We start from the raw sequence: 26,505 nt of genomic DNA on the forward strand, positions 1-26,505 counted from the left end.
GGCACCCGGACGCCGCGGCCGCTCTCCCTGCTCCGGACCCACCGCGCGGACTTCCGCGTCGTCGGGGCCCGCCGGAACTGCTCGGCCACGTCCGGGAGTGGGCTGCCCCGGTTCGAGCGGGACGCTCAGCCGTCGGCCGGGTGGATGGGGAAGTTGGCGCGGAACACGTTGTCCGGGTCGTAGGCGCGTTTGACCTGCCGCAGCCGGGCGAGGTTCGGCCCGAACGCGTCGGCCAGCCTCTCCGGCCGGGTGTCGGTGTCGAAGGACAGGTAGAGACCGTCGGTGTACGGCGCGACCTCGGCGTCCCACGCGGCGTCCAGACCCGACTGGGTGATGCCCATGGCGGTGAGCGCGAAGTTCTGGTGCCGGTGTGGATAGGCGGTGGCGTCGGGAGCCAGGTCGTGCGCGGCCCCGCCGGTGGCGCGTATCTGGAGAAAGTAGGACAGCCCGGAGCGCGCGATCCTCTCGAACGCGTGGCTCACGTCGCCGTCCAGGTGGGTGACCAGCCCGGAGCGTACGGCGGGGTCGCCGCCGCCGGTGTGGTGCCTGTCGGCCGGCCGCACCACGCCCGAGTAGGGCAGCAGGTATCCCTCGTGTCCCAGCAGCGGGCCCGCCTCGGCGAGCCGCTCCAGCTCGTTCACCGCGGCGGCGGTGTCCGAGCCGGCGTAGACGGTGAGGAGTTGGGCGACCGCGTCCTGGCCGCGGCGCGGCGGGGACAGGATCAGGAAACTCGTCAGCTCACGCGGCGCCTTCTCCACGGCCGCCCCCCAGCGTTGCAGCAGCCCGGCCGTGTCGCGGGCGTCCAGGGTCATCTGGGAGAAGACGACCTCGCCGAGCTCCATCGCCTCGATCTCGACCCAGGTCACCACCCCGAGGTTGCCCCCGGCGCCGCGCAGGCCCCAGAACAGGTCGGGGTTCTCCTCCGGCGAGGCGTGCAGCACCCGCCCGTCGGCGGTCACGACCTCCGCGGCGACGACGTGGTCGATCGTCAGGCCGAACTTTCGCCCGAGCAGGCCGATGCCGCCCGTCGTCGCGAGACCTCCCACGCCCACTCCGCCGAAGTCGCCCGAGCTGATCGCCCATCCGTGCGGCACCAGCGCCTCCGCGACCCTGCCCCAGGTCGCGCCCGCGCCCAGCCGCACCCGGCGCGTGGCCGGGTCGACGACCTCCACCGAGTCGAGCGCGCCGACGTCGAGCACGATGCCGCCGTCGTTCGTGGAACGGCCGCTGATCCCGTGCCCGCCGGAGCGCACGCCGAGCGGGACGTCCTGCGACCGGGCGTACGCGAGCCCATCGACGACCTGGCCGACGGTGCGGGGGCGCAGCACCAGGCCGGGAGACCCAGCGCGCAGGTAGTTGTGCCGCACGGACTCGTACGCGCGGTCGCCGGGCTCGACGGCCTCGGCCGCGAGGCTCGCCGGGACCTTGTCGTAGTCGATCCCGTCGCGGCGTAGCGCGATGGCTGCCGTGCCACGGCGGGCGGCCGCGGGGACGGTGCCGGCGACGGCCCGCTCGCGCGCCACCGCGTCACGGACGGCGGGGGCGATCTCCTCGCCGTACATCTGGATGAGCCGCGGGTCGTCGGAGCCCAGGATGAACGTGCCGACGCCGTCCTCCAGCGCCAGCGCGGTCAGCTCCTCCACCCACTGATCGACCGGCCCGCGCAGGAAGCCCTCGCGGGTCTCGGACACCTCGCCACCGATGTTCAGCAGGCGGCGCACCTGCGCCGGGTCGCGTCCGGCCGCCGCCGCGGCCTCGTCGATGACCTCGTTGCCGCGCCGCAGGTCGCCGTCCTTGAGATAGGCGAGGCTGGGCAGCCAGCCGTCGGCGACGCGCGCCACCAGGCGCAGCATCCGCGGCTTGTAGGCGCCGACCCAGATCGGGATGTCGTGGGCGGGGGCGGGGCCGCGCTTGGCCCCGGAGACGTGGTGGTGCGCGCCGTCGACGCGCAGGACGCGGCGCTCGCGCACGTCCCAGACGCCGCGGATGATCTCGATCGCCTCCTCCAGGGCGGTCACCGACTCCGCCGGGGTCAGGCGGGTGCCGCCCATGGCCTCGATCGCGTCCCAGAAGCCGCCCGCGCCGATGCCGAGCGCGAACCGGCCGTCGGAGAGCAGGTCGAGCGAGGCCGCGGCCCTGGCCAGCACGGCGGGCGGGCGCAGCGGCAGGTTCAGCACGTTGCCGGAGACCGTGATCCGCTCGGTCCGCGCGGCCACCCAGGACAGAAGGGTCCAGGTGTCCAGGAACCCCGGCTGGTACGGATGGTCCTGGAACGTCACGAGATCGAGCCCCGCGGCCTCGGAGGCCTGAGCGAGCCGGACCGGCTCCCCGGGGTCCCGGTTCTGCGGGGTGAGGAACGTGCCGAAAGCCAGATCGTGGCCGTAGTCCGTCATGCCGGGCCTCCAAGAAATAATCTGCGACACAGACTATATGCGGCACAACTGGTCGGAGGATCAGCGTATTCCGGGTTAGGGTGGACGGTGTGACCACGCACGAAGAGACCGGAACCCCGACGCCGTCCACGCCGGGGTCCGTGCTCGGGTGGTCCCTCACCGTGCTGCTGCGGGAGTGGAGCGCGCGCGTGGAGGACATCTCACGTGACCTGCCGCACGGGGTGCGCGGCTACCAGGTGCTGTCCGCTGTCGTCCACGACGCCCCGCCCACCCAGGCCGCGCTCGCCGCCCGCCTCGGCATCGACCGCACCGTCATGACGTATCTGCTCGACAGGTTCGAGGGCTGCGACCTCCTGGAGCGCCGGCAGGACCCGGCCGACCGCCGCGCGCGGCGCATCGTGCCGACCGAGCACGGCCGGCGCGTCCTCGCCGACCTCGACGCGCGTGTGGCGCGGGCCGAGGAGGAACTGCTCGCCGGGCTCCCGGCCGAGGACCGGCGGGTGCTGATGGCGCTGCTCGAGCACGCCGCCAGCGGGGCGGCCCCCGGTGAGGACCGCTGCGCCGCCGTCGCGCGATCGGCCGCGCTGACCCGGGAGCCGTGACCAGGTTCCCGTACGGGATCAGGCGCGGCGGTGCCCCACGGCCACGCGGTCAGCCGCGGCGGAGCCGCCAGAGCAGGTAGGCGGCGACGGACGACGAGTCGCTGACGGCTCCGTCGAGGATCATCCGCTCGAACTCGCCGTGGTGCACCCATCGCTGGCGCATGTCCTGCTCGGTGTGCTCGCGGCGGGGCTCCCCCTTGGTGAGGCCGGTGGCCCAGTAGACGTGCAACCCCTGGTCGGTCATCCCGTGGGCGTTGTCCATGCGCCCCAGATAACGCAGCAGGTCGGCCCGGAGCCCGGTCTCCTCCACCAGTTCGCGCCTGGCCTCGTCCTCGCGGGTGTCCGCCTCGGCCACGCCCTGGGGGAAGCTCCAGGTGCGGCGGCCGATCGGGTAGCGGTACTCCTCCACGATGTGGAAGCCGTCGTCCTCCTCCGGCACGACCAGGACGAAGTCTGGCCTGACCACGTAGCCGTACAGGCCGGGGGAGCCGTCGGGGCGCTCGATCGCGTCCTCGCGCACGGTCATCCAGGCGTTGCGGTAGACGACGCGAGAGGAAACCTGGCGGATCACGGGCTGCGCTTCGGTCACGTGGCCGGATACTACCGACGGCCGGACGGCCGTGGTGGTCACTTCTCCGTGGGCTGATAGGCGAGGGACAGCACGCCCGTGGGGAAGGTCTCCGAGGAGGTGAGCTTCATCGGGATCTCCAGGCCCTCCTCGAACAGCCGCTGGCCCTTGCCGACCACGATGGGGTGGACCAGCAGCCTGAGCTCGTCGAGCAGGCCGTGCCGCATCAGCGAGCGGACGAGGTTCGTGCTGCCGCTGATGCCGATGGTCTTGCCCGGCTGCCGCTTGAGCTTCGTGATCTCCTCGGTCAGGTCGCCGCTGACGAGGGTGGAGTTCTGCCATTCGGCGGTGTCGAGGGTGGACGAGACGACGTACTTCCGGATGTTGTTGATGAAGTCGGCGAAGGGGTCGTCCTTGTCGGTCTTGCCGGGCCAGTAGGCGGCCCAGGCGTCGTAGGTGACCCGGCCCATCATCATCGCGTCGCTCTCCGTCATCAGCGCGCCGACGGCCGCGCCCATCTCGTCGCTGAAGTAGGGGAAGTGCCACTGGTCGGGCGCCTCGACGACGCCGTCGAGGGACATGAAGAAGCTGGCGACGATCTTGCGCATCTGAATCTCCTCTGTCTCGTGCTCGTGTGACCCAAGGCTCCCATCCGACAGGTTCAGCTGTCAAGACAAATTTATTTGTCGGTTGCGCCCGAGTCCTCCAGGCCCCGGGCTGGAGGACTCGGGCCCGGGCGGGCCAGGAAGGAGCCCGCCCGGGTCGGGGCGTCGTCAGCAGAACAGCTGCACGTGGTCCGCGCGGTTGTTGTTCGCGTTCCCCACGTAGCTCCAGCCCGCATGCGGGCTGGAGCTCCAGAGCGAGTAGTCGTAGCCATGGCCGTACGCCGGAACACCCAGGTCATCGTGCTCGATGAAGGCCAGCTGCCAGTTGGTGTTGTTGTGCACTGAGGTCGTGCGGTCGTTCCATCCCCAGGTGGCGAGGTCCTGCCAGCCGCAGTCGCGGAGCTTTCCCCGGGGGTATCCGTAGTCCTTCCCGTCGTAGAAGCAGAACGAGCCGGACGGGCAGTCGGCGACCCCGGCCGCCAGGGCGGCCTGACCGGGGAGGGCGTAGGTCACCACGAACCTGCCCTTGTCGTAGGAGACCTCGTTGCGGCTCGTCTGGACGCCTCCCGGGGCGACCTTGAGCTGAAGCTCCACCTGCTGACGCAGCTCCGTGTCCGAGCGGGCCTGTCGGTGGAGCAGGGACGGGTCGTCCGCCGCGCTCGCCGCGTGCACGGAGGTCCCCGTAAGGGTGACCGCCGCGGCCGCGATGCCGGCCAGCAGGACGGCGACGATCCTCGATTTGCGCATGGTGCCTCCACAAAACGAAACCGGAGAGTTCGCCCCGCACAGGGGGCGGGAGTGGGTCGAGCATCAGATGGGCCGGTATATGGGGCGTATAGCCCCTGATAGAGGCCGATTTCGCCCGCGAATCGTCCCGGCTCCGCCAGGGTCCACCGCCCTGACTGGATCATTGACAAATCGGGCGGAGATCCTGGATTCTGCACTCGTCCGGACAGAGGCGGAATCTGAGTGGAATTTCACGTCCTGGGGCCGCTCAGCGTTTCCCGCGATGGTCACCTGGTCTCTGTCGGCGGCGCGCCGAAACTCCGGCTCACCCTGGCCGCGCTGCTCTCCAGAGCGGGCCAGCCGGTGTCCGTCGACTGGTTGATCACCGCCGTCTGGGGCGACCGGCCGCCGGCGTCCGCGCGGCGCAACGTCCACCTCTACATCCACCAGCTACGGCGGGCGTACGGCGCCCACGTCCTGCCAGGACGGCCCGGCGGGTACGCGATCGTCACCGACGCGCTCGACGCGACCCGGTTCCACGGCCTCGCCGCACAGGCGAGCGCGGCCCTGGATGAGGGCGACCTCGAAACCGCCCGAGACCGGCTGCGCGCGGCGCTGAGCCTCTGGCGGGGGCCGGCTTTCGCGGAGTTCGCCGACTGCCCGCTCGTCGCCGACGAGGCCCGGCGGCTGGAGGAGTCGCGGCTCATCGCGTACGAGCGGCTGGTGGAGACCGAACTCGCGCTGGGACGGCACGCCGAGGTGGCCGCCGAACTCGCCGGCCTCGTCGAGGAGCATCCGTACCGCGAGAGCCTGCACGGGCATCTCATGCTCGCGCTGTACCGGTCCGGGCGCCAGGCCGAGGCGCTGGAGGTCTTCCGCCGGGCCCGCGACCTCTTGAACGCCCAGCTCGGCATCGAGCCCGGCCCCATGCTCCGGCGTCTGCACGAGGCGATGCTCCGCGGGGACGAGGACCTCCTCCCGGCACTCGCCCCGGCCGCGGAGCGGCGGAAGACGGACGACTGCCCATACCGGGGCCTGATGGCGTTCCAGCCGGAGGACGCGGAGTGGTTCTTCGGCCGTTCCCACCTGGTCGAACGGCTCCGCGAACTGGCCGGCCGGCTGCCCGTGGTCGGCGTGTTCGGCGCGTCGGGAAGCGGCAAGTCGTCTCTGCTGCGCGCCGGCCTGCTGGGGTCCATGCCGAACGGGGACGGTCAGGGGACGCCCGCACGGGGGTTGCTCATGACGCCGGGCGAACACCCGCTGGACACGCTGGCCGACGTGGTGGCGAAGGCGACCGGTGGCGACCCGGTGGCGCTGCGCGACGACCTGGCCCGGGATCCGGACGCCCTGGCCGTCGCACTGCGCGGGACGTCGCAGGCCCGGCTGCTGCTGGTGGTCGACCAGTTCGAGGAGACCTTCACGCTCTGCGCCGACGACGCGGAGCGCCGCCGGTTCGTCGAGGTGCTCCTCGGCATCGCCCTCGACGCGGGCCGCGTCGCCCTCGTGCTCGGCGTGCGCGCCGACTTCCTCGCCCACCTGACCCAGCACCCCGCCCTGGTCGAGGCGCTCGGCGGGGAGGCGCAGATGCTCGTCGGGCCGATGTCGTCGCCGGACCTCCGGGAGATCGTCGTACGGCCCGCCGCACGGGCGGGGCTCACCGTGGCGCCCGACCTGCTCGCCACGGTGCTGGCCGACGCCGCCGAGGAACCGGGCAGCCTGCCGCTGGTCTCGCACGCGTTGCTGGAGACCTGGCGGAACGCCACAGGATCGAGGCTCACGCTGCCGGACTACCAGGCCGCCGGCGGCGTACGCGGCGCGATCGCGCAGAGCGCGGAACGCGTCTACGGCGAGTTCGCCCCGGCGGAGCGGCGGGCGGCACGCCGGATCTTCCTCCGGCTGACCGCGCTGGGAGACGGCACCGAGGACACCAGGCGTCCCATCGCCCGGGCGGAACTCGTCGGCGTCGCCGACCCCGGCGTCACCGCACGCGTGCTCGACCGGCTCGCCGCCGCGCGACTCGTCGTCCTCGCGGAGGAGACGGTCGACGTGGCACACGAGGCGCTGATCAGGGCCTGGCCGCGGCTTCACGAATGGCTCACCGGCGACCGCGAGAACCTGTTCGTCCACCGGCGGCTCACCGACGCCGCCCAGTTGTGGTCGGACTTGGGCCGTGACCAGGGGGCCCTGTATCGGGGCGCCCAGCTTCTCGTCGCCAGGACCTGGGCCGATGATCACCCGCAGGAGCTCAACGACACCGAAAGCGCCTTCCTTCTGGCCAGCCGCGCGCTGGAGGAGAGCGAGCGCACCACGGCGCGGCGCCGCACCCGGCTGCTGCAACGCCTCCTGGCCGGGATGGCCGTGCTCTTCCTGCTCGCCCTGCTCGGCGGCGGCGTGGCCGTGCTCCAGGGCAGGGAGGCCGCCCACCAGCAACTGGTCGCCCTGTCGCGGCAGCAGTCGCTGCAGGCGCGATCGCTCCTCGGCACCGACCCCGACCTCGCCGGTCTGCTGGCGATCGCGGCGTTCCGGCTCGACCCCGAGCCCGAGACACGGGGCGCGCTGCTGAGCGTGTCGGCCGCCGCGCGCCGCCGCATCGAGCTCAACCAGGAAGGGCCGGCGGTCTTCGGCCTAGTGTTCAGCCCGGACGGGTCGCGCCTGGCGTCGGCCGGCACCGACGGAGCCGTCGCCCTCTGGGACGTGCGGGCCCGCGAGCGGGTCGCCACGTTCCCAGGTGCTCTGACCCGTACGGGACCGGGGGAGATCCACGCCAGGGCGGCGGCGTTCAGCCGCGACGGCAGGCTGCTCGCCTCCGTGGTCAGGGACGCCGCGCTCGGATCGAGCAGGGGCGTGGTCGTCGTCTGGGACGTGGCCTCCCGCTTGCCCGTGTTCCGGCGGCAGGAGGACAGGCTCACCGACGCGATGGCGCTGAGCCCCGACGGCACGAGGATCGCGGTCGGGGCGGGCAAGGGCGCGGTCGAGCTGTGGGACCTGCGCGACGGGACCATGCGCACGCTCAAGGGACACCGGGAGGAGGTCGTGGCGCTCGCCTTCAGTCCCGACCAGGCGTCGCTGGTGTCGGCCACGGGCGGAACCGAGAACCCCCTCGTGTGGGACGTCTCCTCCGGGGCGAAGGTCGCGGCGCTCGACGCCGTGAACGTCCACAGGCTGGGCTTCGATCCCGCGAACGGAACCCTCGCCACGGGCTCGTCGCACTACGGAGTGCGGTTCTGGCGGATCGCGCACGACCATGTGACCCGGCTGCCGGGGCTGCCGAAGAGTTCGCCGTACACCTGGGACATGTCCGCTCCGGTCGCCGGCCGGATCGCCGTCGCCGACGAGGACGGCCTGATCACGATCTGGGACGTGGCGCGACGGCAGCCCGTCGCGACCTACCAGGACAGAAGCCGCACGGAGACGCTGTCCCTCGCCCTGAGCGCCGACGGCTCGACGCTCGCCTCGGGCGGGCTCGGCCGGACCATCGTGGTCCGCGAGCGCGCCGTTCCCCCGTTCAGCGGACACAGCCAGGCCGTGAACGACATCGAGATCAGCGCGGACGGCCGGCTCGTGGCGTCGGCGAGCAGCGACAGGACCGTCCGGCTGTGGGACGAGCGCGGAAACCCGGTCGCCACGATCGGCGGCCACTCCGACCATGTGCGGGCCGTCGCCTTCAGCCCGGACGGGCGCCGGCTCGCGACCGTCACCCGCAGCCACACGCTTACCCTCTGGGACGCCGCCAGCGGACGCAGGCTCGGCAAGGCCGCCTACCAGGGGCTCGGCGCGTCCACCGACGTCGGCTTCGATCCGCGCGGGCGCTTCCTCGTCGCCACCGCGCTCGGCCGGTTCCGCTGGGACGTCGGCGATCCGGCGAAGCCGGTCGAGGCGCCGCTCCCGGGCGGATACCTCGTCTCCGCGCTGGCGTTCGCCCCTCGCGAGCCGCTGCTCGCCACGACCGGCCCCGCCGGTGACCTCACCGTCTGGGACCTCGCCCGGAACCGGGAGGTCCGCGCCCTCAGGACCGGGCAGGGCTCGGTGCTCGACGTCGCCTTCAGCCCGGACGGCACGTCGATCGCCACGGCGGGCGCCGACCGCACCGTCAAGCTCTGGGACACGCGGACCGGGGCGGGGCGCGGCACGCTGACCGGCCATACGGCTCCGATCCAGGTCCTCGCCTTCAGCCGGGACGGCCGTTCGCTCGCGTCCGCGGGCGACGACCGCACGATCGTCGTCTGGGACCTCGGGACGATGCGGCCGTCGGCCACGCTGACCGGCCACACGGCTCCGATCAGGGGCCTCGCCTTCACCGCAGGCGGAGACCTGATCTCCGGTGGCGAGGACGGCCGGATCATCCGCTGGGGGCTCCGGCCCGAAGCGCTCGTGGAGCGGCTCTGCACGGAGATCGGCCGCGACCTCACCCGCGCGGAGTGGGCCGCCTACTTCCCCACGCTCGACTACCGCCCGACGTGCTGAGGGACCACGTGCCGGCGCGCGGTCAGACGAACGTGAGCGCCATGGTGTCGGTGTGCCCCGACCAGTTCAAGGTCAGGCGCCAGCAGCCGGCCGTGGGCAGGCTGACCGCCGAGGGCCCGGCGCCTCCCGTGAGCTCTCGGGTCACCGAGGTCGTCGTCCCGTCGAGACGCGCCTCGATCTCCAGCGGCCGCATCGGCTCCTGCGGCAGCCGCGACACCCACAGGATCTTGTTGCTTTCGTCGGGATCGGTGGACGCCTTCGGCGGATACTCGAACAGCACGGCGAGTATGTCGCCGCGCTCGCCGAACACGTGCGGAATCCCCGATCCGTCGTCGCTGAAGCCCCCGCGCGCCCAGGCCGGCAGCGCGTCCCGGCTGACGACGGACGCGCACGGGCCGGTCGGACGCCCGGCGTCCCCGGCCTCGGGCGCCTGGCCACCCGCCGAGCATCCGGCTGCCGCGACAAGTGCGCCCAGGACACACAGGCCCCGTCTGATAGCCACACCGACCTCCTCCATGAGGGAACCCGCGACGTCGTTCCCCATACGTCAGGAGGCGGCGCGAGGTTCCATCCCCGTCACGTGCCGCGCCCGGTGGCTCGCCCATCGGATCGGCGCGCCGGGGCTCGCGGAGATCACCGGCGGCGTCAGCGCAGTGTCTCCCCTTCCGGCAGGTCCAGGGCGGGCAGTTCGGCGCGGGTGGGCAGCCCTTCCCAGTCCCCGGCGCAGGAGACGCTGGCGGCCCCCAGCAGGGTCGCCCGTTCGAGCCTGCCGTACGCGTCGAGCCCGTCGAGCCGTCCGGACAGATACCCGGCGGTGAACGCGTCGCCCGCGCCGACGACGTCCACCACGGGCACCGTACGAGCCGGGACGTCGAACGAGGTCCGCGCGTCGTGGTAGCTCGCGCCCGCCGGGCCCCGCTTGACGACGACCTCTTCGACACCGGCGTCCAGCAGGGCCGCCACGCGGTCGCGTTCACCGTCGCCGTCCGCCACCAGGTCCAGCTCGTCGTCGGACGCGACGAGCGCCGTGACGTACGGCAGCAGCGGGCGCAGTGCCCGCGTGGCCTCCTCCCTGGACCACAGCAGGGAACGGTGGTTGACGTCGAGGCTCACCCAGGCGCCGGAGCCGCGCGCCTGCCTGGCGGCGGCGGCGACCGCCTCCAGCGGCGCGGGCCCGAGCGCCGGCGTGATGCCGGTGAGGTGCAGGCCTGCCTGACCCGCGTCGACGGCCGGGCGCACCTCGGCCCACGACAGCGTCGAGGCGGCCGAGTTCCCCCGGTAGTAGTGCACGCGGGCCCGGCCCCCGGCGGCCACGTCCCTGAGCAGCAGGCCCGTCGGGGCGTCCGTACGCCGCACGACGTGGTCGGTCAGCACGCCCTCGGCCCGCAGCGTGCGCAGGACCAGCTCGCCAGGCTCGTCGTGCCCGAGCGCGCCCGCCCAGCGGGCCGTGTGCCCGAGGCGGGACAGGGCGATCGCGACGTTGGCCTCCGCGCCTGCCATGGACACGTGCGAGCCGCCGCCGAGGCGCAGCGGCCCGGCGGAGCGGACGGTGACCATGGCCTCGCCGATGGTCAGGACGTCCGCCCTCACGCGGCGCCCACCGTGTCGAGCGCCCTTCTCACGCGGCGGCGCAGGTCGTCCAGGTCACCGCCGTGCGGGGCGTCGCCGAGCAGCGGCGAGCCGAGGCCGACCGCGACGGCGCCGGCCTCCAGATAGGCGGGCACGCTGTCGAGGCCGACACCGCCGACCGGGACGAACGGCACGGCGGGGAACGGGTCGCGCAGCGCGCGCAGATAGGAGGGCCCTCCCGCGGAGGCGGGGAAGAGCTTGACGGCGGCCGCGCCGCGCGCGGTCGCGGCGATCACCTCGGATGGGGTCATCGCCCCGGCGAGCACGGGCAGGCCGAGGCGCAGCGCCTCGTCCACTCCCTCGCCAAGGCCGGGTGTGACGACGAACGTCGCGCCCGCGTCCCGGGCCGCGACGGCGTCCCGCGCGGTCAGCACGGTCCCCGCGCCGAGGTGCACGCCGTCGCCCAGGGCGGATGCCGCCTGCCTGATGACCGACAGCGCGTCGGCGCCGCTGAGCGAGACCTCCATCAGCGTCACGCCCTCCTCGGCGAGGACGGCGATGCTGCGCAGCGCCGCCGCCGGGTCGTCGCCCCGGACGATGGCCAGGAGCCGCCGGGCGCCGAGCAGGTCGAGCAGGTCGTGTGCGTGCACGCGGGTCACCATTCTGCGAAGGAGCGGTCGGGATAACGCCAGACAGGAGAGCGCCAGGCGTGCCCTCGCTTGTCGGCCTCACGTACGGCGGCCTCGTCGACCACGATGCCGAGCCCGGGGCCCGTCGGCCTGGGGAGCAGGCCGTCGCCGAAGGCGAAGACGGACGGATCGACGAGGTAGTCCAGCAGTTCGTTGCCGTCGTTGTAGTGGATGCCGATGCTCTGTTCCTGGATGAGGAAGTTGGGGGTCGCGAACGCCACCTGCAGACTGGAGGCCAGGGAGATCGGTCCCAGCGGGCAGTGGGGGGCGAGCAGTGCGCCGAACACCTCGGCCTGCGCGGCGATGCGGCGGACCTCCGAGATGCCGCCGGCGTGGGACAGGTCCGGCTGCGCCACGGCGACGCCCGCCTGGAACGCCGGCAGGAAGTCCCAGCGGGAGTAGAGCCGCTCGCCCAGGGCGATGGGGATGTTGGACGCCTCCACGAGGCTGCGCACCTGCGACAGCGACTCCGGCACGACGGGTTCCTCGACGAACAGCGGCGTGAGCGGTTCGAGCAGCGGCAGCAGCCGCCGGGCGTTGGGATAGGACACCCGGCCGTGGAAGTCGACCGCGACGTCCCGGCCGGGGCCGAGCACCTCGCGGACCGCCGAGACGCGACCGATGACTTCGTCGATCTCCGCCGGGCCCGCGATGGGCGACATGCGTCCGCTGGCGTTCATCTTCACCGCGGAGAATCCGGCCTCCACCTGGCGCCGGGCCTCCTCCTGTATCTCGCCGGGCTCGTCGCCGCCGATCCAGGCGTACGCCCTGACGTGCTCGCGTACGGGACCGCCGAGCAGTTCGTGGACGGGGACGCCGCGGGCCTTGCCCGCGATGTCCCACAGGGCCTGGTCGAGGCCGGCGACGGCGCTGGCGAGCACCGGCCCGCCGCGGTAGAAGCCGCCCTTGGTCATGACCTGCCAGTGGTCCTCGATGCGCAGCGGGTCCGCCCCGAGGAGCAGTTCGGCGATCTCGCCTACCGCCGCCCTGACCGAGTGGGCACGCCCCTCGACGACCGGCTCGCCCCAGCCGACGTGTCCCTCGTCGGTCTCCACCCGGCAGAACAGCCACCGGGGCGGGACCAGGAACGTCTCGATGCGCGTGATCTTCACCGGTCTCCCTGGAGGCGGGCCGCGCGGTCGGCGTCGGCCATGGACTTGTCGAGCAGCGCGAGCGCGCGGGTTCTGGCGGCCTCGCCGTCCCCGGCCCTGATGGCGTCGAGCAGGGCGAGGTGGCTCGGCACCGGGTCGTCCGCGGTGACGACGTCGTGGACGATGCGGTCCCGCTCCGCCAGCACGGACTCGATGACGACCTCCATGCGGACGAGCAGCTCGTTGCCCGTCGCGGCCAGGACGGCGCGGTGGAACCGCAGGTCGGCGGAGGCCGCCTCGGCCGGGGTCGTGGCGGCGGTCATGTCCTCCAGGGCCGCCTCCAGCTCGGCGAGGTCGGTGTCGGTGCGCCGGCCGGCGGCCAGCGCGGCGGCGGCCGGTTCGAACATCTGCCGCACCTCGGCGAGCTGCCCGAGCATCTCGCTGCCCCGGTTCTCGAACTCCCAGCTGATGACGTCGGGGTCGAGCAGGTTCCACTCGCCGCGGGGGCGCACCACCGTGCCGCGCTTCTGCCGCGAGTCGACCAGGCCCTTGCCCGCGAGCACTTTCAGCGCTTCGCGCACTACGGTGCGGGACACCTGCAGCTCGGCCTCCAGCTCGACGAGGTCGATGCGCCCGTTCTCGGCGAACTGCCCGGTGACGAGGCGCCGGCCGATGATCTCGACGACCTGGCCGTGGATGCCACGCCCTTTGTAGGTGCTCATGCTCTGCGGTCATCCCTCTCAGGAGGAGTTCTTCGTCGCGCTCCAGCCGCCGTCGACGACGAGGGTGGTGGCGGTGATGTAGGACGCCTCGTCCGACAGCAGGAACGCGATCGCCGCGGCGACCTCGGCGGGGTCGCCGAACCGCTTGGCGATCGTGGCCTCGACGCTGAGGCGCCGGTCCTCGTCCGCCACACGGTCCCACGCGGGGGACATGATCGGTCCGGGCAGCACGGTGTTGACGCGCACCTCCGGACCGTAGTCCACGGCGAGCTGGCGGCCCAGGCCCACGAGCGCCGCCTTCGTCGCGGCGTACGCGGGATGGCCGGGCAGGCCGACGAGGGCGTGCACGGACGAGACGAGGACGACCGCCCCCGAGGTCGCCGCAAGGTCCTCGTGTAGCGTGCGAAAGGCCAGGTAGGAGGCAGTGAGGTTCACTTCCAGCTGCCGGTTCCACGATGCCGCGCCCAGGTCGTGCACGGGTCTCACGTCCACGACGTAGGCGTTGCTGACGAGGTGCCGCACCGGGCCGTACTCCCGGTGGGCGACGCGGCGGAGCTCCCCCCACGCGTTCTCGTCGCCGACGTCCATGCGCACGAATCTTGCCGTGCCGCCCGCCGCCGCGACAGACGCGGCGACGTCCTCCCCTGCCGGGGAGATGTCGCACAGCAGGACGGGCATGCCCGTCGCGCCGATACGCCTGGCGGTGGCGGCGCCGATGCCGGAGGCGGCGCCGGTCACGACCGCGCAGCATCCGGCCTCCGTGGAAGGTCCGGGGAGGTTCACGCCGCCACTCTACGATAAGTGTTTTTTTATGACAATTAATTGACAGGCGCGTTACGTGCGCCGCATCATCTGGAACGTGGCGCAGCGCGCCCTACCCGGTGGCGTCGCCAACCGAAGACAGACTCATGGGAGGCCATTCGTGGCATCAGTTCGACTCACGGTGATGCGGTGCATCGCCCTGCTGGCCGTCGGCGCCGTGCTCGCCGCCTGCGGCCAGTCCGCCGGGTCAGGCGGCGCATCGGGCGCGAAGGAGCAGTTGCGCGTCGGGGTGATCTACCTGGACTCGCAGGGCTTCTACGCCGGCGTGAAGAAGGGCATCGAGACCGCCGCAGCGCAGGACTCGCAGCTCAAGCTGCTGGGCAACAACGCGCAGGGCGACGCGGCCAAGGAGTCCTCGTACATGTCCACCCTGGTCGCCTCCGGCGTGGACGCGATCATCACCTCGGCCGTCTCAGCCACGGCGTCCACCCCCGCGATCGCGGCGGCGAGCAAGGCCGGCATCCCTGTCGTCTGCTACAACACCTGCATCAACGATGCAGACGCCAAGAAGTACGTCTGGGGCTACGTCCTGTCGGACCCGTACGTCTTCGGCAAGAAGCTGGGTGAGCAGGCCGGGAAGTACTTCACCTCCCAGAAGATCGACCAGCCGAAGATCGCGATCCTGAACTGCGACTTCGTCGAGGTCTGCAAGGAGCGCAAGCGCGGCTTCAAGGAAGGCCTGGCCGAGTCGGTGCCGGGCGCCCAGTACGTCGCGGACCAGGAGGGCGCGGTCGTCGACAAAGCCACCCCGGTCGCCGAGAACATCATCACCGCCAACCCGGAGCTCGACGCGTTCTACGCCGTGGCGGGCGGCGGCACCCTGGCCGGCGTCAAGGCCGTCACCACGCGCTCCCGCGTGGGCAAGACCGTCGTCTTCGGCAGCGACATGACCGTCGACATCGCCAAGGCGCTGGTGGACGGCAGCATCCTCAAGGCGGAGATCGACGTCCCGGCGCAGACCGTGGGCAAGCTGGCGTACGAGGCCGCCCGCAAGGCGTCGGGCGGCGCCAAGAATGACTCGTTCGTCATCCCGGTGGACCCGATCCTCTACACCGCCGACGACAAGGCGACGAACGAGAAGTGGCTGACCGAGCACAGCGACGGGATCCCGTAAACCGCTTCAGGTCACTCGTCCCCACCGAAGGCTCCCAGGAAGGCTCCCATGTCGAACACCGACGTCGTCGCGGAGGTGCGTGCGGGCACCAAGCGCTACCCCGGCGTCACCGCTCTCAGCGACGTCGACTTCGCGGTGCGGCGCGGCGAGGTCCGCGCGCTGCTGGGCAAGAACGGCGCGGGCAAGTCCACTCTGATCAAGGTGCTGTCCGGCGCCGAGCACCTCGACTCCGGTGAGGCGCTCGTACGCGGGAAGTCGCTGGCGGGCCTCGGCACGCGGGACGTCGCCGCCCTCGGGGTGGCGACCGTCTACCAGGAGCTGAGCCTGGTGCCGGAGATGACGGTGGCGGAGAACCTGTTCCTCGGGGCATGGCCGCGCTCCCGGGCCGGGCTCGACCGGCGCAGGATGCGCGCCGACGCCAAGGAGGCGATGGCGCGCATCGGTGTGGACATCGAGGTCGACCGCACCGTCGGCTCGCTGGGCGCCGCCGGGCAGCAGCTCGTGGAGATCGCCCGCGCCGTCGCGCAGCGGCCCACCCTCCTCATCCTCGACGAGCCGACCAGCTCCCTGGCCGCCGCCGAGGTGCGGCAGGTCATCGACGTCGTACGGACCGTCGCGGAGCAGGGGGTGGCCGTCATCTACGTCAGCCACCGGATGGACGAGATCCGGCAGGTGGCCGACACCGCCACGGTCGTCCGCGACGGCAGGATCGTGGAGACGCTGCCGGTCCGCGCGGCCTCCACCCACGAGATCGTCGCGATGATGCTCGGCGCGGCGCCCGAGGCCGTGGCGGCGAGGACCAGGCGCCCGAGCGCCGAGCCGCCGGTGCTGTCGGCCCGCGGCCTGGTCAGCGACCGGCTGGACGGCCTCGACATCGACGTGCGCCCCGGTGAGATCCTCGGCATCGCCGGGGTGCTCGGCTCCGGCCGCACCGAGACGCTCCGCGCCCTGGTGGGGCTCGACCGCCCGGCCGCCGGCGAGATCCGCCTGCGCGGCGAGGCCGTACGGCCGGGCGCGTTCGCGGCGATGCTCCGCGCCGGCCTCGGCATGACGCCGGAGAACCGGCGGCGCGAGGGGATCGTGCCGCTGATGGGCGTCGACGAGAACATCGTCATCAGCGACCTGGGCAGGGTGAGCAGGTCCGGCGTGCTGGACCGCGGGGCGATACGGCAGGCCGCACGGGCGCTCATCGACCGCCTGGCCATCAAGACGGCCCGCCCGGGGACGCCGATCGGCACGCTCAGCGGCGGCAACCAGCAGAAGGCCGTGATCGCCCGGTGGCTGCACGCGGGGAGCGAGGTGCTGCTGCTCGACGAGCCCACCCGCGGCGTCGACGTGGAGGCCAAACGCCAGATCTACGGCCAGATGCGCCGGCTGGCCGACGACGGGCGCGCCGTGGTCTTCGTGTCCAGCGAGATGGAGGAGCTGGCCGACGTCTGCGACCGGATCGTCGTGCTGCGCGGCGGGCGTGCCGTGGCGGAGCTGAGCGGCGACGAGATCGAGCTCACCAGGGTCATGGCCCTGGCGATTGCCGAGGATTGAGGGAGAACATGAGCACGACCACGCCGACGGGAACGCCCGCGGCCACGGCGGACACCCGGCGCGGGCGGCCAGGACGCGACACGCAACGGCTGAACGAGATCGGGCTCGTCGGGGCCATCGTGGTGCTGTTCGTGGTGCTCTCCGCGACGGCGCCGGGGTTCCTGTCCGTGACGAACCAGCTCGCCATCCTGCGCGACGCGGCGACGATCGGCGTCGTCGCGTGGGCGATGACCCTCGTCATCGTGGCCGGTGAGATCGACATCAGCATCGGCCCTGCCGTGGCGTTCTCCTCGGTGCTGCTGGCCAAGGCCACCGGGGAGTGGCACGTCCCGTTCGCCCTCTCCGTGCTGCTCTGCCTCGTGGTGGGCCTGCTGCTCGGGGCGGGGGCGGGCTTCCTGCGCGCCCGATGGGGCATCCCGTCGTTCGTGGCCACGCTGGGCCTGTGGAGCGCCCTGCGCGGGCTCGCGCAGTACATGACGGACGGCCTGCCGGTCCCGCTGGAGGCCAACGGGTTCCTCGACCTCCTCGCCGGGAGCATCCTCGGCATCCCGACCCCGGCCATCGTCATGGCGGTCCTGTTCGCCGTGTTCCTGTTCGTCGCCAACCGCACGGCGTACGGCCGTTCGGTCTTCGCGGTCGGCGGGAACGCCGAGGCCGCCCGCCTCGCGGGGATCGGCGTCTCCAGGATCCGGGTGATCCTGTTCGCGACGACCGGCCTGCTCGCGGCGGTCAGCGGCCTGCTGCTGGCCGCGCGCCTCGGCTCCGGCAACGGCGGCGCGTCGGTCGGCCTGGAGTTCGACGTGATCGCCGCGGTCGTGATCGGCGGCACGTCCCTCGCCGGCGGCAAGGGATCGCTGCTCGGCACCCTGCTGGGGGTCGCCTTCATCACCGTCATCGGCAACGGCCTTGTGCTGCTCGGGGTCAACGCCTTCTTCCAGGACGTGGTCCGCGGCGTCATCATCGTCGGCGCCGTGCTGATCAACGTGTTGCTCTCCAACCGGAACGGAGCCCGCAGCTCATGACCACCATGCAAGGCGTCTTCCTGCCCGGCGACCGCACCGCCGTCCTCCGCGACGTCGAGGTGCCCACGCCCGGTCCCGGTCAGCTGCTCGTACGGGTGGGCGCGTCCGGCATCTGCGGCAGCGACCTGTCCTACATCTACCGCGGGCACAAGAGCCATGTCGGCCAGGAGGGCGCGGCCTACAAGGGGGTCGTCGCCGGGCACGAGCCGAGCGGCCAGGTCGTGGAGACCGGTCCCGGCTGCCGCCGTTTCGGGGTGGGCGACCGCGTGATCGTCTACCACATCTCCGGCTGCGGGCGCTGCGCCAACTGCCGGCGCGGTCACATGATCAGTTGCTCCGACCCCGACCGCAGGTCGGCGTACGGCTGGCAGCGCGACGGCGGGCACGCCGAGTACATCCTGGTAGAGGAGAGCACGGCCGTGCCCCTGCCGGACGAGCTGTCCTATGTGGACGGCGCCCTGATCGCGTGCGGGTTCGGCACGGCGTACGAGGGACTGCTGCGCACCGGGGTTGGCGGGCGTGACGACCTGCTGGTGGTCGGCCTCGGGCCCGTCGGGCTGGCCGCCGGCATGATCGCGCGCGGTCTCGGCGCGACCCGGGTGCTCGGCGTGGAGCGCTCGCCCGAGCGCGCCGCGCACGCCAGGTCCCTCGGCCTGTTCGACGAGGTCCTGATCGCCGACGACGGGGTGGCGGAGGCGGTGGACGAGGCGACCGAGGGCCGCGGCTGCTCGGTGACGATGGACTGCTCGGGCTCGGCGGCGGGCCGGAGCGTGGCGATCAGGGGCGCGGCGGAGTGGGGCAGGGTCTCCCTGGTGGGTGAGGGCGGCAGGCTGGAGACCGAGGTCTCCGATCTGCTGCTGCACCGCCAGCTCACCCTGTACGCCTCCTGGGTCACCTCGCTGCAGTCGATGGAGGAACTGGCCTTCCGCCTGGTGCGGTGGGGCGCGAGCCCCGAGCGGCTGGTGACCGATCTGCTGCCGCTGGAGAAGGCCGACGAGGCGTACCGCCTGGCCGACTCCGGGCAGACCGGCAAGGTCTGCCTGGTCCCCTCGCCGAACCGATGACGAGTTCGGAGCCGCTGGTCCGGCTCGCCGCGCCCTGGGGGGAGGCGGTCGTGCTGCCGGGGCGCGGCGGGCGGATCATCTCGCTGCGCGCCGCGGGCCGCGAATGGCTGTGGCGCAATCCGGACCTGCTCGACGCGTCGCTCGCGCTCACCCCCGCCGCGCGCCGGCTGCCCGCCCCCACCGGCTTCGCGAGCTGGGCCAACTGGGGCGGCGACAAGACCTGGCCGGCTCCGCAGGGATGGTCGTCGGGCGAGGAGTGGGCGGGGCCGCCCGACCCGGTGCTCGACGCCGGCGCCTACACCGTGCTGGAGCGGGACGGCCTGCGGGTGCGGATGCGCAGCGGCGACGACCCGCGAACCGGGCTGGCCGTCACCCGCACGGTCACGATGACGGCCGGCGAGCCCGTCCTGGTGGTGGACAGCGAACTGGAGAACGTCACCGGCCACCCCGTGCGGTGGGCGGCCTGGACGGTGACCCAGTTCGAGACGGAGTCGTTCCACGGGCACGAGGACGACCGGTGCGGGGTGTGGGTCGGGCTGACCGACCGGCACCGGGCGCCGGTGACGTTGTTCGCGCCCGACGGCGCGCCGGTCCTGGAACGGGTCACCCCTTCCGTGGGCCGAGTGCCGGTGCGCGACGTGGTCGGCAAGATCGGCGTCGGCGGCACGGCCGGATGGCTGGCTGTGGTGGTCCCCGGCGGGGCGACGCTGACGCAGCGGTTCGACGTGCGGCCTGGCGCGCCGTACCCGGACGAGGGCTCCGAGATCGCGATCTGGATGCAGTACCCCAAGGAGGAGGAACTGGCTGGGCTGGAGGGCCTGCGCCCCACGGCCCGATTGGTCGAGGCCGAGACCATGTCGCCCCTGACCCTGCTCGCGCCGGGCGAGGTGCTGCGCCACCGCGTGACCTGGTCGGTGACGGACGTGCCGCCGCCCGGCGCCGGGGAGTGACCCGCACCGGATAGCGTCGGGGCCATGCGGCTTCATGTGGGATGCGCGATGTGGACGCACGCGCCGTGGCGGGGACGTCTCCTGCCGCATCCGCTTCCTCAGGGGGAGCGGCTGCGGGCCTACGCGACCTGGTGCAACGCGGTCGAGGGCAACACGACGTTCTACGCGACGCCCTCGCGGGCCACGGTCGAGTCCTGGGCGGAGCAGACCGATCCCGGCTTCCGCCTCGTGGTCAAGCTGCCCAGGCCGATCACCCACGAGCGCCGTCTCACCGGCGCGGACGAGGACCTGCGCGCGTTCCTCGACGCGATCGAACCGCTGGGCCCGCGCGCCCATGCGCTGTGGATCCAGCTTCCCGGCTCGTTCGGCCCGGCGGACACCGGCGCGCTGGCGGCCTTCCTTGGCCGCCTTCCCCGCGACCACCGCTACGCCGTGGAGGTCCGGCACCGCGCCTTCTTCGAGGACCCCCGGGCCGTACGGCTCCTGGAGCGGGTGCTGTCCGGAGCAGGCGCGGAATGGGTTCCTTTCGACACGACCGTCCTGTTCCGCAGCCCGCCGACCAGTGACGCCGAACGGGACGCCTGGTCGAAGAAGCCGCGCCTGCCGCTGCGGACCGCCGCGCTCACCGACCGCCCGATCGTCCGCTACATCGGCCGCGACGACCCGGAGCGTACGGCCGAGGGCTGGCGGCACTGGGTGGAGGCGGCCGCCGGGTGGCTGCGCGAGGGCCGCTCGCCCACGATTTTCGTCCACACCCCGGACAACGCCGACGCGCTGACGCTCGCCCGCCGGTTCCACGACGACGTACGCGCCGAGGTGCCGGGGGTCGAACCGCTGCCGGAGCCCGTGTCCGCGGAGGCGCCGGACGAGCCGCTGACCCTGTTCTGAGCCGGTTCGGAAACAGGTCAGCGTTTGACGGCGCGCAGCACGACGAACTTGGGGTCGCTCGCGACGACCTCGCAGTTGCCGAAGAGCCTGCGCAGCTTCACGTGGTAGCCGAGGTGGCGGTTGCCGACCACCCACAGTTCGCCGCCCCGCCGCAGCGCGGCACGCGCGCCGTTGAACATCCGCCAGGCGGTCGCGTCGGTCCTGCCCCGATGGGTGTGGAACGGCGGGTTGTTCAAGACCAGGTCGGCCGTGCCCGGCGGGAAGCCGGAAAGGCCGTCGGCCGCCACGAACCGGGCGGTGGCGCCCGCCGGGGCGTTCGCCAGGAACGTCGCCTCCGCCGAGGCCAGCGCCTGATGGGACTCGTCGATGAAGGTCACCTCGGCCTCGTCGCCGGACAGCGCCGCGGCGAGCCCGAGCACGCCGTTGCCGCAGCCGAGGTCGACCACGTGCTCGGGTCCCTTGCGCGCGGGCAGGCCGCTCAGCAGGAGCCGGGTGCCGGCGTCGAGACGCTCGGCGGAGAAGACGCCGGCGTGGCCGACGACGGTCAGGCCGGAGACCACCCCGGCGCCGGCGGGCAACGTGTAGCTCCGCGGCCACGGGCTCGGGCTCCGAGGCAGGCCGGGGTCGGGCGAGCAGAAGATCAGCCGCGCCTTCCGCACCGCCAGCGAGGTCCTGGTCGGCCCGAGGACGCGCTCGAACAGCTTCAGCGTCGAGGTGTGGATCTCGGTGACCATCCCCGCGCCGACGACCACCGTGCTCTCGTGCACGTGGGGGGCCAGGCGGTGCAACTGGTCCTCCAGGAGGGCCAGGCTCTTGGGCACCCGCACCAGCAGCACGTCGATCCGGTCCGGCGGCGCGTCCCTCGTCGTGCGCAGCCGTACGGCGTCCGCGTCGAGGCCGTTGCGCTCCAGGTTGGCGCGGGTGGCCTGCTGCCCGAGGAAGGAGTCGCTGATCTGCACGGGACTGAGGACGGGGCGCTGGGCGGCGAGTGCGGTGGCCAGTGCGGTTGACAATGCGCCCCACCGGTCGCCCAGCACGACCACGGTCCCCGACAGGTCCACCGGCCCGCCCTCGCGCTCGTCGAGGTGGCGCAGCAGGTATTCGTCGGCCGCGTCCCACGCGCGGAGCGGGTCGCGGGGATCCTCGGGGAAGCGGGCGAGGTCGAAGTCGCCCCGCGCCGTCGTCATACGGTCCATCGCCGCTCAGGCTAGTGCCCCGCTCCACTGACAGCCGAAACAACCGGCTCGGAGATGATCTACGGCTGTGCTAGCGTTCGCGGCATGATGCGCGCCAGCCTGACGACGACGCCGGAAACCGTCCCGGCGCGCTGACACGTACTCTCACCGAAGCCCCGGGGCGAGCGCCCCGGGGCTTCGTCGTCCGGTCACTCGCCTCGCCGCCGACCAACGCGAGGAGACCACGATGCACGACCACCGCAAGCTGGGCCGCGAGCTCGGCCTGTTCGACACCGACCCGCTGATCGGTGCGGGGCTGCCCTACTGGCTGCCCGACGGCGCCGTGATCCGGCACACCCTGGAGGAGTACATCCGCGACGCCGAACGGCGCGCGGGCTACCGGCACGTGTACTCCCCCGTGCTCGGCAAACGGGAGCTGTACGAGATCTCCGGGCACTGGTCGCACTACAGCGACGACATGTTCCCGCCCATGGACCTCGGGGGAGAGCAGGTCGTGCTGCGGCCGAGCCTGTGCCCCCACCACGCGCTGATCTACCGCTCCCGCTCGCACAGCTACCGCGAGCTGCCGCTGCGCGTCGCCGAGCTGGGCGGCATGTACCGCTCCGAGCTGTCGGGCGTGCTCGGCGGGCTCACCCGCGTGCGGGCGATCCAGCTCAACGACGCGCACATCTTCTGCACCCTCGACCAGGTCGCCGCCGAGGCGTCCGGGGCTCTGGAGATGATCCGGCGGGCGTACGCCGTGCTCGGCATCCGCCCGGTCCGCTACCGGCTGTCGCTGCCGGGGGCCGGGGGGAAGTACGTCGCCGCCCCGGAGATGTGGCGGCGGGCGACCGCCATGCTGACCGGCGTCCTCGACCGCTCCGGGCTGGCGTACGAGGCCGTGGAGGGCGAGGCGGCGTTCTACGGCCCGAAGATCGACGTGCAGATCGCCGACGGCGCCGGGCGCGAGGCCACTCTGTCCACCGTGCAGGTCGACTTCCACCAGCCCGAGCGGTTCGACCTGCACTACATCGGACCGGACGGCGGCAGGCACCGTCCGGTCATGGTCCACCGCAGCATCATCGGCAGCGTGGAACGCGCGGTCGCGCACCTCATCGAGGTGTACGGCGGCGCCTTCCCGGCCTGGCTCGCCCCCACCCAGGTCGTGGTGCTGCCCGTGACCGAGGCCGAGGCGGCCCCGGCCGAGGCGCTCGTACGGCGCTGCGCCGAGCTGGGCCTGCGGGCGGAGGTCTCCGGCCCCGAGCACGGCAGCCTGGGCGCCCGTGTCCGGTCCGCCCGCCTGGTGCCGTACCAGGCGGTGATCGGCGCGAGGGAGGCCGGGAGCGACCAGGTCGCGCTGCGCCTGCGCGACGGGCGCGCGCTGGAGCCGATGCCCGCCGCCGAGGCGCTGGCCCGCATCGGCGCTCTCGCCGATGCGCGCGCCGCCGAGCTGTGGGAACCGGCCGTCCAGCCGGCCTGACCACAAGCGGCGTTACTCGATGGGACGGTGATCCCGCCGAGCCCCGGGGTGGCGAGCCGGCCGCCCCGGGGCGTCCTGGTCAGACGTACGCGGCCGTCATCGCGTTGAGCGTCTCGATCATGTGCTTGCGCAGTTCGCCCGTGCGTACGTCGAGGATGAGCTGCGCCAGCTCCGGGTGGGTGCGGATCCTCTCGCGCAGGCCGCTGTCGCCCGGGCCGTGCACGAAGCTGTGCCGCACCCGGGTCCGGCCGGGGAGGTCGCCCGGTTCGAGGTCGTAGCGCCAGAACGACGAGGGGCGCTCGGGGTCGCCGGCCGCGTCGAGCACGATCCAGGCGAACGAGCGCGGGCGCTCGACCTCGGTCACGACGCAGTTGACCGTCCACACCCGCTCCTCGCGGCGGTTGCGTCCCTCGAAGCGGGTCCCGGTGGTGACCGGTCCCTCGCCGTCGTCGAGCAGGGCGGTGTGCTCGCACTCGGGGCTCCACTCGCTCACCCGGTGCACGGCGGTGATGAGGTCCCACAGCCGTTCCGGCGGCATGTCGACGACCACGTCGATGTCCACCCGAACGCCGGTCACGCCGTAGTCCTCCATGCCGACCTCCCTGCGCGATGATCCGTCATCTCTCACCATGGACCAAGAGCGTGCCGGTGAACAGACCGCTTTCGGGCGGAACGCGTGGAGTCTCAGGACACGGTCGCGGGCTCCTCTTCGGCGGCCCGCAGCCCGCGTACGCCGGGGGAGAGCAGCGCGACCAGCGTGACCAGGACGATGATCGCACCGCATACGGCCAGCGCGGGCCGCGGCCCGAACGCGATGGCGGCGGGCCCGGCCAGCAGCAGGCCGATCGGCCCGAACATCAGGGACCCGAGCGCGTCGTAGGAGCTGACCCGCGACAGCGACTCCGGCGGGATTTCGCGCTGCATGGTGGTCTGCCACAGCACCCCGAAGATGTCGAAGCACACCCCCATCACGAACGCGCCGCCGACGACCGTCCAGAGCGGCGCGCTCATGCCGAGCAGCAGGTACGGCAGGGCCGTCGGCAGGGTGACGAGCGTGCCGAGCAGGATCGGCCGCCGTGGCCGCAGCCGAAGCGTGACGACCACGCCCACGAGCATTCCGACGGCCTCGCCCGCCAGGACGGCCGACCAGGCGGGCGCTCCGCCCAGCGACTCCTTGGCGACAAGCGGCCCGAGCACGCCGTGGGCGGCCTGCAACGCCATCACCAGGATCGAGAACTGGGCGACCACCACCCAGAGCCACTGCCGGGAGGCGAACTCGCGCCAGCCGGCCCGCAGGTCGGCCAGCACGGAGTGGCCGCCGCCGGGGGCCCGCTCCGCGGGGGTGAGGCGCAGCAGCGCGATCAGCACGCCGGCCGTGGCGAACATCACCCCGCTGACGGCCAGCGCCCAGCCTCCGCCCAGCAGGACGACGGCGGCGCCGCTCAGCACCAGGCCGGCGACCCGGGAGATGTTCTGTCCCAGTCCCAGCAGGGCGTTGGCGGTCTGCAACCGAGCGGTGGGCACGACGTCGGGGATGATGCCGGTCAGGGCGGGGAACAGAATCGCGGTCGCGACGCCGCTCACCGCCGCCGCGATCACCAGCGCGGGCAGCGGCGTCCATCCCGTCAGCATCATCGCGGCCAGGCAGAAGTACGCCAACGCGTTGATCGACTCCCCCGCCGTCATGACCCGCTGGCGCGGCAGCCGGTCGGCGATCACGCCGCCCACCAGCATGAACAGCACCATCGGCAGGGCCTCGGCGGTGAGCACGGCCGACAGCGTCCTGCCGTCCGCGCCGGGAAGGCCGAGCACGCCGAACGCGAGGGCCACGGGCGCGAAGGCGGCGCCGAGTACGGAGATCGTCCGGGCCACCAGCAGCAGGGCGAACCGCCGGTCCCTGAGCAGGCCGAGATCGCGGTTGAAGCCAGGCATGGGAGAGCTCCGGATGACACGGGACACGAGGATGAGGACATTCCATCGTGCCGCCGCCGGTCACGCCCGTCACCTCATTTATGCCGCGCGCGCGTCGAGGGCGGGGGGACCGGCGGGTGAGGCGGACTGGCGGCGGCATCGGCCGGCGAGCCAGGCGCGGTAGTCGGGGGTGTGGCTGGTCATCACGCTGGTGGGGGCCTGGGCGAGCACGGCCTGCCACCGCGGCTCGTTGAGCTGCCACGAAGGCGGTGGCTCGTCCCAGGTGACGCCGTCGGTCCACTTCGCCGCGGCGCCGCGCAGGTGCGCGGGCAGCCGGTCGGCGAGCTGCGCCTTGATCCACTGGTCCCGCGAGTAGACCAGGATCGGCTGGGCGTCCCGCCGTTCCATGACGGGATCGACGATCTCCCGCCACGCCGAGGGTCCGTACGCCGGGTCGGCCAGGACGGGGGCGGCGGACTTCTTGATCTCCAGCAGCGCGACCAGCCCCCGCGTGCGTACGTGGTCGAGCCACTCCGGCAGCGTCGGCACGCGCTCACCCGCGTACGGGCCGCGGGCGACGCGCCGGTCCCGCAGGTTGCCGGGCCCGTCGGCCCACCAGGTCTCGCGGATCTCCTGCCTGGGGCCGGTCAGCCCCTCGGTCGTCCTGTTGTGCCACATGACCGCCTTCGCCCCGTGCTTCGTGAGCTGGACGTCGGCCTCGACCCCGTCGGCTCCCCACGACCACTGGTCGTCGACCGCCCGCAGCAGGTTGGGCTGCCGGATCGCGTCCTTCGCCTTCGCCCCGGCGCTCTTGGGGTAGCCGCCGTGCCCGAAGATCAGCGGGCACGGCGGCAGCTCCCCTGCGGGCGCGGGCGCGGGTGCCGGTGTGGGCGCGGGTGTGGGCGCGGCGAACACCGTCACCGCGAGGGTCAGCGCGACGGCCGCACATGCCCCGGTCATCGTTTCCTCCCGTCTGCCGGCCAGCAGGCATTCTGCGCAGACGCCGGGGCAGGGGAGAGACCGGTGCGGGACAGGGAACGGTAAAAATCCCTGGGCCTTCTCATGAGCCCGCGGGGGCGTGCCAGGACGGAGGGATCGCAGGGTGACG

22 protein-coding genes and 1 pseudogene are annotated in these 26,505 nt (G+C 72.9%); 9 read left to right on the forward strand and 14 right to left on the reverse strand.

Translation table 11 applies throughout. From position 1 onward, the window contains the following. Positions 1 to 125: 125 nt before the first annotated feature. The gene (locus HHX31_RS16705) at positions 126 to 2,393 is read right to left on the reverse strand and encodes an LLM class flavin-dependent oxidoreductase (RefSeq protein ID WP_169949183.1); all 2,268 of its coding nucleotides are present in this window, start codon (positions 2,391 to 2,393) and stop codon (positions 126 to 128) included. 89 nt (positions 2,394 to 2,482) lie between these two features. On the opposite strand from HHX31_RS16705, the gene HHX31_RS16710 reads away from it, so the two are divergent. After that, entirely contained in the window at positions 2,483 to 2,995 is a 513-nt protein-coding gene (locus tag HHX31_RS16710; protein ID WP_169949184.1) for a MarR family winged helix-turn-helix transcriptional regulator, read from the forward strand. 49 nt (positions 2,996 to 3,044) lie between these two features. Here HHX31_RS16710 and HHX31_RS16715 read toward each other — a convergent pair whose 3' ends face one another. The 3 genes from HHX31_RS16715 to HHX31_RS16725 all read right to left on the reverse strand — a co-directional run bounded on the left by HHX31_RS16715 (position 3,045) and on the right by HHX31_RS16725 (position 4,915). Next, the gene (locus HHX31_RS16715; protein WP_311931835.1) at positions 3,045 to 3,584 is read right to left on the reverse strand and encodes an NUDIX hydrolase; all 540 of its coding nucleotides are present in this window, start codon (positions 3,582 to 3,584) and stop codon (positions 3,045 to 3,047) included. 38 nt (positions 3,585 to 3,622) lie between these two features. Continuing rightward, a complete protein-coding gene (locus tag HHX31_RS16720; RefSeq protein ID WP_169949185.1) occupies positions 3,623 to 4,171 on the reverse strand; it encodes a dihydrofolate reductase family protein in 549 nt (182 codons plus the stop codon). A 165-nt stretch (positions 4,172 to 4,336) separates the two neighbouring features. After that, complete coding sequence (locus tag HHX31_RS16725; protein ID WP_169949186.1) at positions 4,337 to 4,915, reverse strand: peptidase inhibitor family I36 protein; 579 nt, start codon at positions 4,913 to 4,915, stop codon at positions 4,337 to 4,339. Between the two features lie 222 nt (positions 4,916 to 5,137). On the opposite strand from HHX31_RS16725, the gene HHX31_RS16730 reads away from it, so the two are divergent. Continuing rightward, the gene (locus HHX31_RS16730) at positions 5,138 to 9,358 is read left to right on the forward strand and encodes a BTAD domain-containing putative transcriptional regulator (protein ID WP_169949187.1); all 4,221 of its coding nucleotides are present in this window, start codon (positions 5,138 to 5,140) and stop codon (positions 9,356 to 9,358) included. Between the two features lie 22 nt (positions 9,359 to 9,380). On the opposite strand, the gene HHX31_RS16735 is transcribed toward HHX31_RS16730, so the two are convergent. The 6 genes from HHX31_RS16735 to HHX31_RS16760 form a co-directional block, all read right to left on the reverse strand. Next, positions 9,381 to 9,860, reverse strand: a complete 480-nt coding sequence (locus tag HHX31_RS16735) for a hypothetical protein (RefSeq protein WP_211589792.1) — start codon at positions 9,858 to 9,860, stop codon at positions 9,381 to 9,383. Between the two features lie 143 nt (positions 9,861 to 10,003). Continuing rightward, positions 10,004 to 10,948, reverse strand: coding sequence for a sugar kinase (locus HHX31_RS16740; RefSeq protein ID WP_211589793.1), 945 nt, complete (start codon positions 10,946 to 10,948; stop codon positions 10,004 to 10,006). Beyond that, complete coding sequence (locus tag HHX31_RS16745; RefSeq protein ID WP_211589794.1) at positions 10,945 to 11,577, reverse strand: bifunctional 4-hydroxy-2-oxoglutarate aldolase/2-dehydro-3-deoxy-phosphogluconate aldolase; 633 nt, start codon at positions 11,575 to 11,577, stop codon at positions 10,945 to 10,947. The genes HHX31_RS16740 and HHX31_RS16745 overlap by 4 nt, the downstream gene beginning before the upstream one ends. Positions 11,578 to 11,582: 5 nt before the next feature. Continuing rightward, positions 11,583 to 12,728, reverse strand: coding sequence for a galactonate dehydratase (dgoD, locus tag HHX31_RS16750; protein WP_169949190.1), 1,146 nt, complete (start codon positions 12,726 to 12,728; stop codon positions 11,583 to 11,585). Then, complete coding sequence (locus HHX31_RS16755) at positions 12,725 to 13,429, reverse strand: FadR/GntR family transcriptional regulator (protein ID WP_169949191.1); 705 nt, start codon at positions 13,427 to 13,429, stop codon at positions 12,725 to 12,727. Before HHX31_RS16755 ends, dgoD begins: the two co-directional genes overlap by 4 nt. 18 nt (positions 13,430 to 13,447) lie before the next feature. Beyond that, the gene (locus HHX31_RS16760) at positions 13,448 to 14,212 is read right to left on the reverse strand and encodes an SDR family NAD(P)-dependent oxidoreductase (protein WP_169949192.1); all 765 of its coding nucleotides are present in this window, start codon (positions 14,210 to 14,212) and stop codon (positions 13,448 to 13,450) included. A 139-nt stretch (positions 14,213 to 14,351) separates the two neighbouring features. On the opposite strand from HHX31_RS16760, the gene HHX31_RS16765 reads away from it, so the two are divergent. From HHX31_RS16765 to HHX31_RS16790, 6 genes are read left to right on the forward strand one after another with little or no spacing between them, the layout of a single operon-like run. After that, positions 14,352 to 15,365: a substrate-binding domain-containing protein gene (locus tag HHX31_RS16765; RefSeq protein ID WP_211589795.1), complete on the forward strand. Its 1,014-nt coding sequence runs from the start codon at positions 14,352 to 14,354 to the stop codon at positions 15,363 to 15,365. 48 nt (positions 15,366 to 15,413) lie between these two features. After that, positions 15,414 to 16,907, forward strand: coding sequence for a sugar ABC transporter ATP-binding protein (locus HHX31_RS16770; protein ID WP_169949193.1), 1,494 nt, complete (start codon positions 15,414 to 15,416; stop codon positions 16,905 to 16,907). 8 nt (positions 16,908 to 16,915) lie between these two features. Continuing rightward, the gene (locus HHX31_RS16775; RefSeq protein ID WP_169949194.1) at positions 16,916 to 17,929 is read left to right on the forward strand and encodes an ABC transporter permease; all 1,014 of its coding nucleotides are present in this window, start codon (positions 16,916 to 16,918) and stop codon (positions 17,927 to 17,929) included. Then, entirely contained in the window at positions 17,926 to 18,993 is a 1,068-nt protein-coding gene (locus HHX31_RS16780) for a zinc-binding dehydrogenase (RefSeq protein ID WP_211589796.1), read from the forward strand. The genes HHX31_RS16775 and HHX31_RS16780 overlap by 4 nt, the downstream gene beginning before the upstream one ends. After that, entirely contained in the window at positions 18,990 to 19,943 is a 954-nt protein-coding gene (locus tag HHX31_RS16785) for a DUF4380 domain-containing protein (protein WP_169949195.1), read from the forward strand. Before HHX31_RS16780 ends, HHX31_RS16785 begins: the two co-directional genes overlap by 4 nt. Before the next feature lie 24 nt (positions 19,944 to 19,967). Beyond that, positions 19,968 to 20,831, forward strand: coding sequence for a DUF72 domain-containing protein (locus HHX31_RS16790; RefSeq protein ID WP_169949196.1), 864 nt, complete (start codon positions 19,968 to 19,970; stop codon positions 20,829 to 20,831). A 17-nt stretch (positions 20,832 to 20,848) separates the two neighbouring features. Here HHX31_RS16790 and HHX31_RS16795 read toward each other — a convergent pair whose 3' ends face one another. Next, a complete protein-coding gene (locus HHX31_RS16795) occupies positions 20,849 to 22,027 on the reverse strand; it encodes a methyltransferase (RefSeq protein ID WP_169949197.1) in 1,179 nt (392 codons plus the stop codon). 220 nt (positions 22,028 to 22,247) lie between these two features. Between HHX31_RS16795 and thrS the strand changes: the two are divergent. Beyond that, positions 22,248 to 23,486: pseudogene (gene thrS, locus HHX31_RS16800) on the forward strand (threonine--tRNA ligase); the annotation flags it as partial. Between the two features lie 79 nt (positions 23,487 to 23,565). Here the strand turns inward: thrS and HHX31_RS16805 are convergent. From HHX31_RS16805 to HHX31_RS16815, 3 genes are all read right to left on the reverse strand, one after another. Beyond that, positions 23,566 to 24,078, reverse strand: a complete 513-nt coding sequence (locus tag HHX31_RS16805; RefSeq protein WP_169949199.1) for an SRPBCC family protein — start codon at positions 24,076 to 24,078, stop codon at positions 23,566 to 23,568. Positions 24,079 to 24,170: 92 nt separating this feature from the next. After that, a complete protein-coding gene (locus tag HHX31_RS16810) occupies positions 24,171 to 25,418 on the reverse strand; it encodes an MFS transporter (protein ID WP_169949200.1) in 1,248 nt (415 codons plus the stop codon). Positions 25,419 to 25,496: 78 nt separating this feature from the next. After that, entirely contained in the window at positions 25,497 to 26,357 is an 861-nt protein-coding gene (locus HHX31_RS16815) for a glycerophosphodiester phosphodiesterase family protein (protein WP_169949201.1), read from the reverse strand. Positions 26,358 to 26,505 lie beyond the last annotated feature (148 nt).

Source organism: Microbispora sp. H11081 (assembly GCF_012999535.1).
Taxonomy (GTDB): Bacteria; Actinomycetota; Actinomycetes; order Streptosporangiales; family Streptosporangiaceae; genus Microbispora.

Coding starts and splice junctions, on each gene's coding strand:
- HHX31_RS16705 (WP_169949183.1), bottom strand. CDS start 2,393: ATGACGGACTACGGCCACGATCTGGCTTTCGGCACGTTCCTCACCCCG.
- HHX31_RS16720 (WP_169949185.1), bottom strand. CDS start 4,171: ATGCGCAAGATCGTCGCCAGCTTCTTCATGTCCCTCGACGGCGTCGTC.
- HHX31_RS16725 (WP_169949186.1), bottom strand. CDS start 4,915: ATGCGCAAATCGAGGATCGTCGCCGTCCTGCTGGCCGGCATCGCGGCC.
- HHX31_RS16755 (WP_169949191.1), bottom strand. CDS start 13,429: ATGAGCACCTACAAAGGGCGTGGCATCCACGGCCAGGTCGTCGAGATC.
- HHX31_RS16770 (WP_169949193.1), top strand. CDS start 15,414: ATGTCGAACACCGACGTCGTCGCGGAGGTGCGTGCGGGCACCAAGCGC.
- HHX31_RS16775 (WP_169949194.1), top strand. CDS start 16,916: ATGAGCACGACCACGCCGACGGGAACGCCCGCGGCCACGGCGGACACC.
- HHX31_RS16780 (WP_211589796.1), top strand. CDS start 17,926: ATGACCACCATGCAAGGCGTCTTCCTGCCCGGCGACCGCACCGCCGTC.
- HHX31_RS16785 (WP_169949195.1), top strand. CDS start 18,990: ATGACGAGTTCGGAGCCGCTGGTCCGGCTCGCCGCGCCCTGGGGGGAG.
- HHX31_RS16790 (WP_169949196.1), top strand. CDS start 19,968: ATGCGGCTTCATGTGGGATGCGCGATGTGGACGCACGCGCCGTGGCGG.
- HHX31_RS16795 (WP_169949197.1), bottom strand. CDS start 22,027: ATGGACCGTATGACGACGGCGCGGGGCGACTTCGACCTCGCCCGCTTC.
- HHX31_RS16805 (WP_169949199.1), bottom strand. CDS start 24,078: ATGGAGGACTACGGCGTGACCGGCGTTCGGGTGGACATCGACGTGGTC.
- HHX31_RS16810 (WP_169949200.1), bottom strand. CDS start 25,418: ATGCCTGGCTTCAACCGCGATCTCGGCCTGCTCAGGGACCGGCGGTTC.
- HHX31_RS16815 (WP_169949201.1), bottom strand. CDS start 26,357: ATGACCGGGGCATGTGCGGCCGTCGCGCTGACCCTCGCGGTGACGGTG.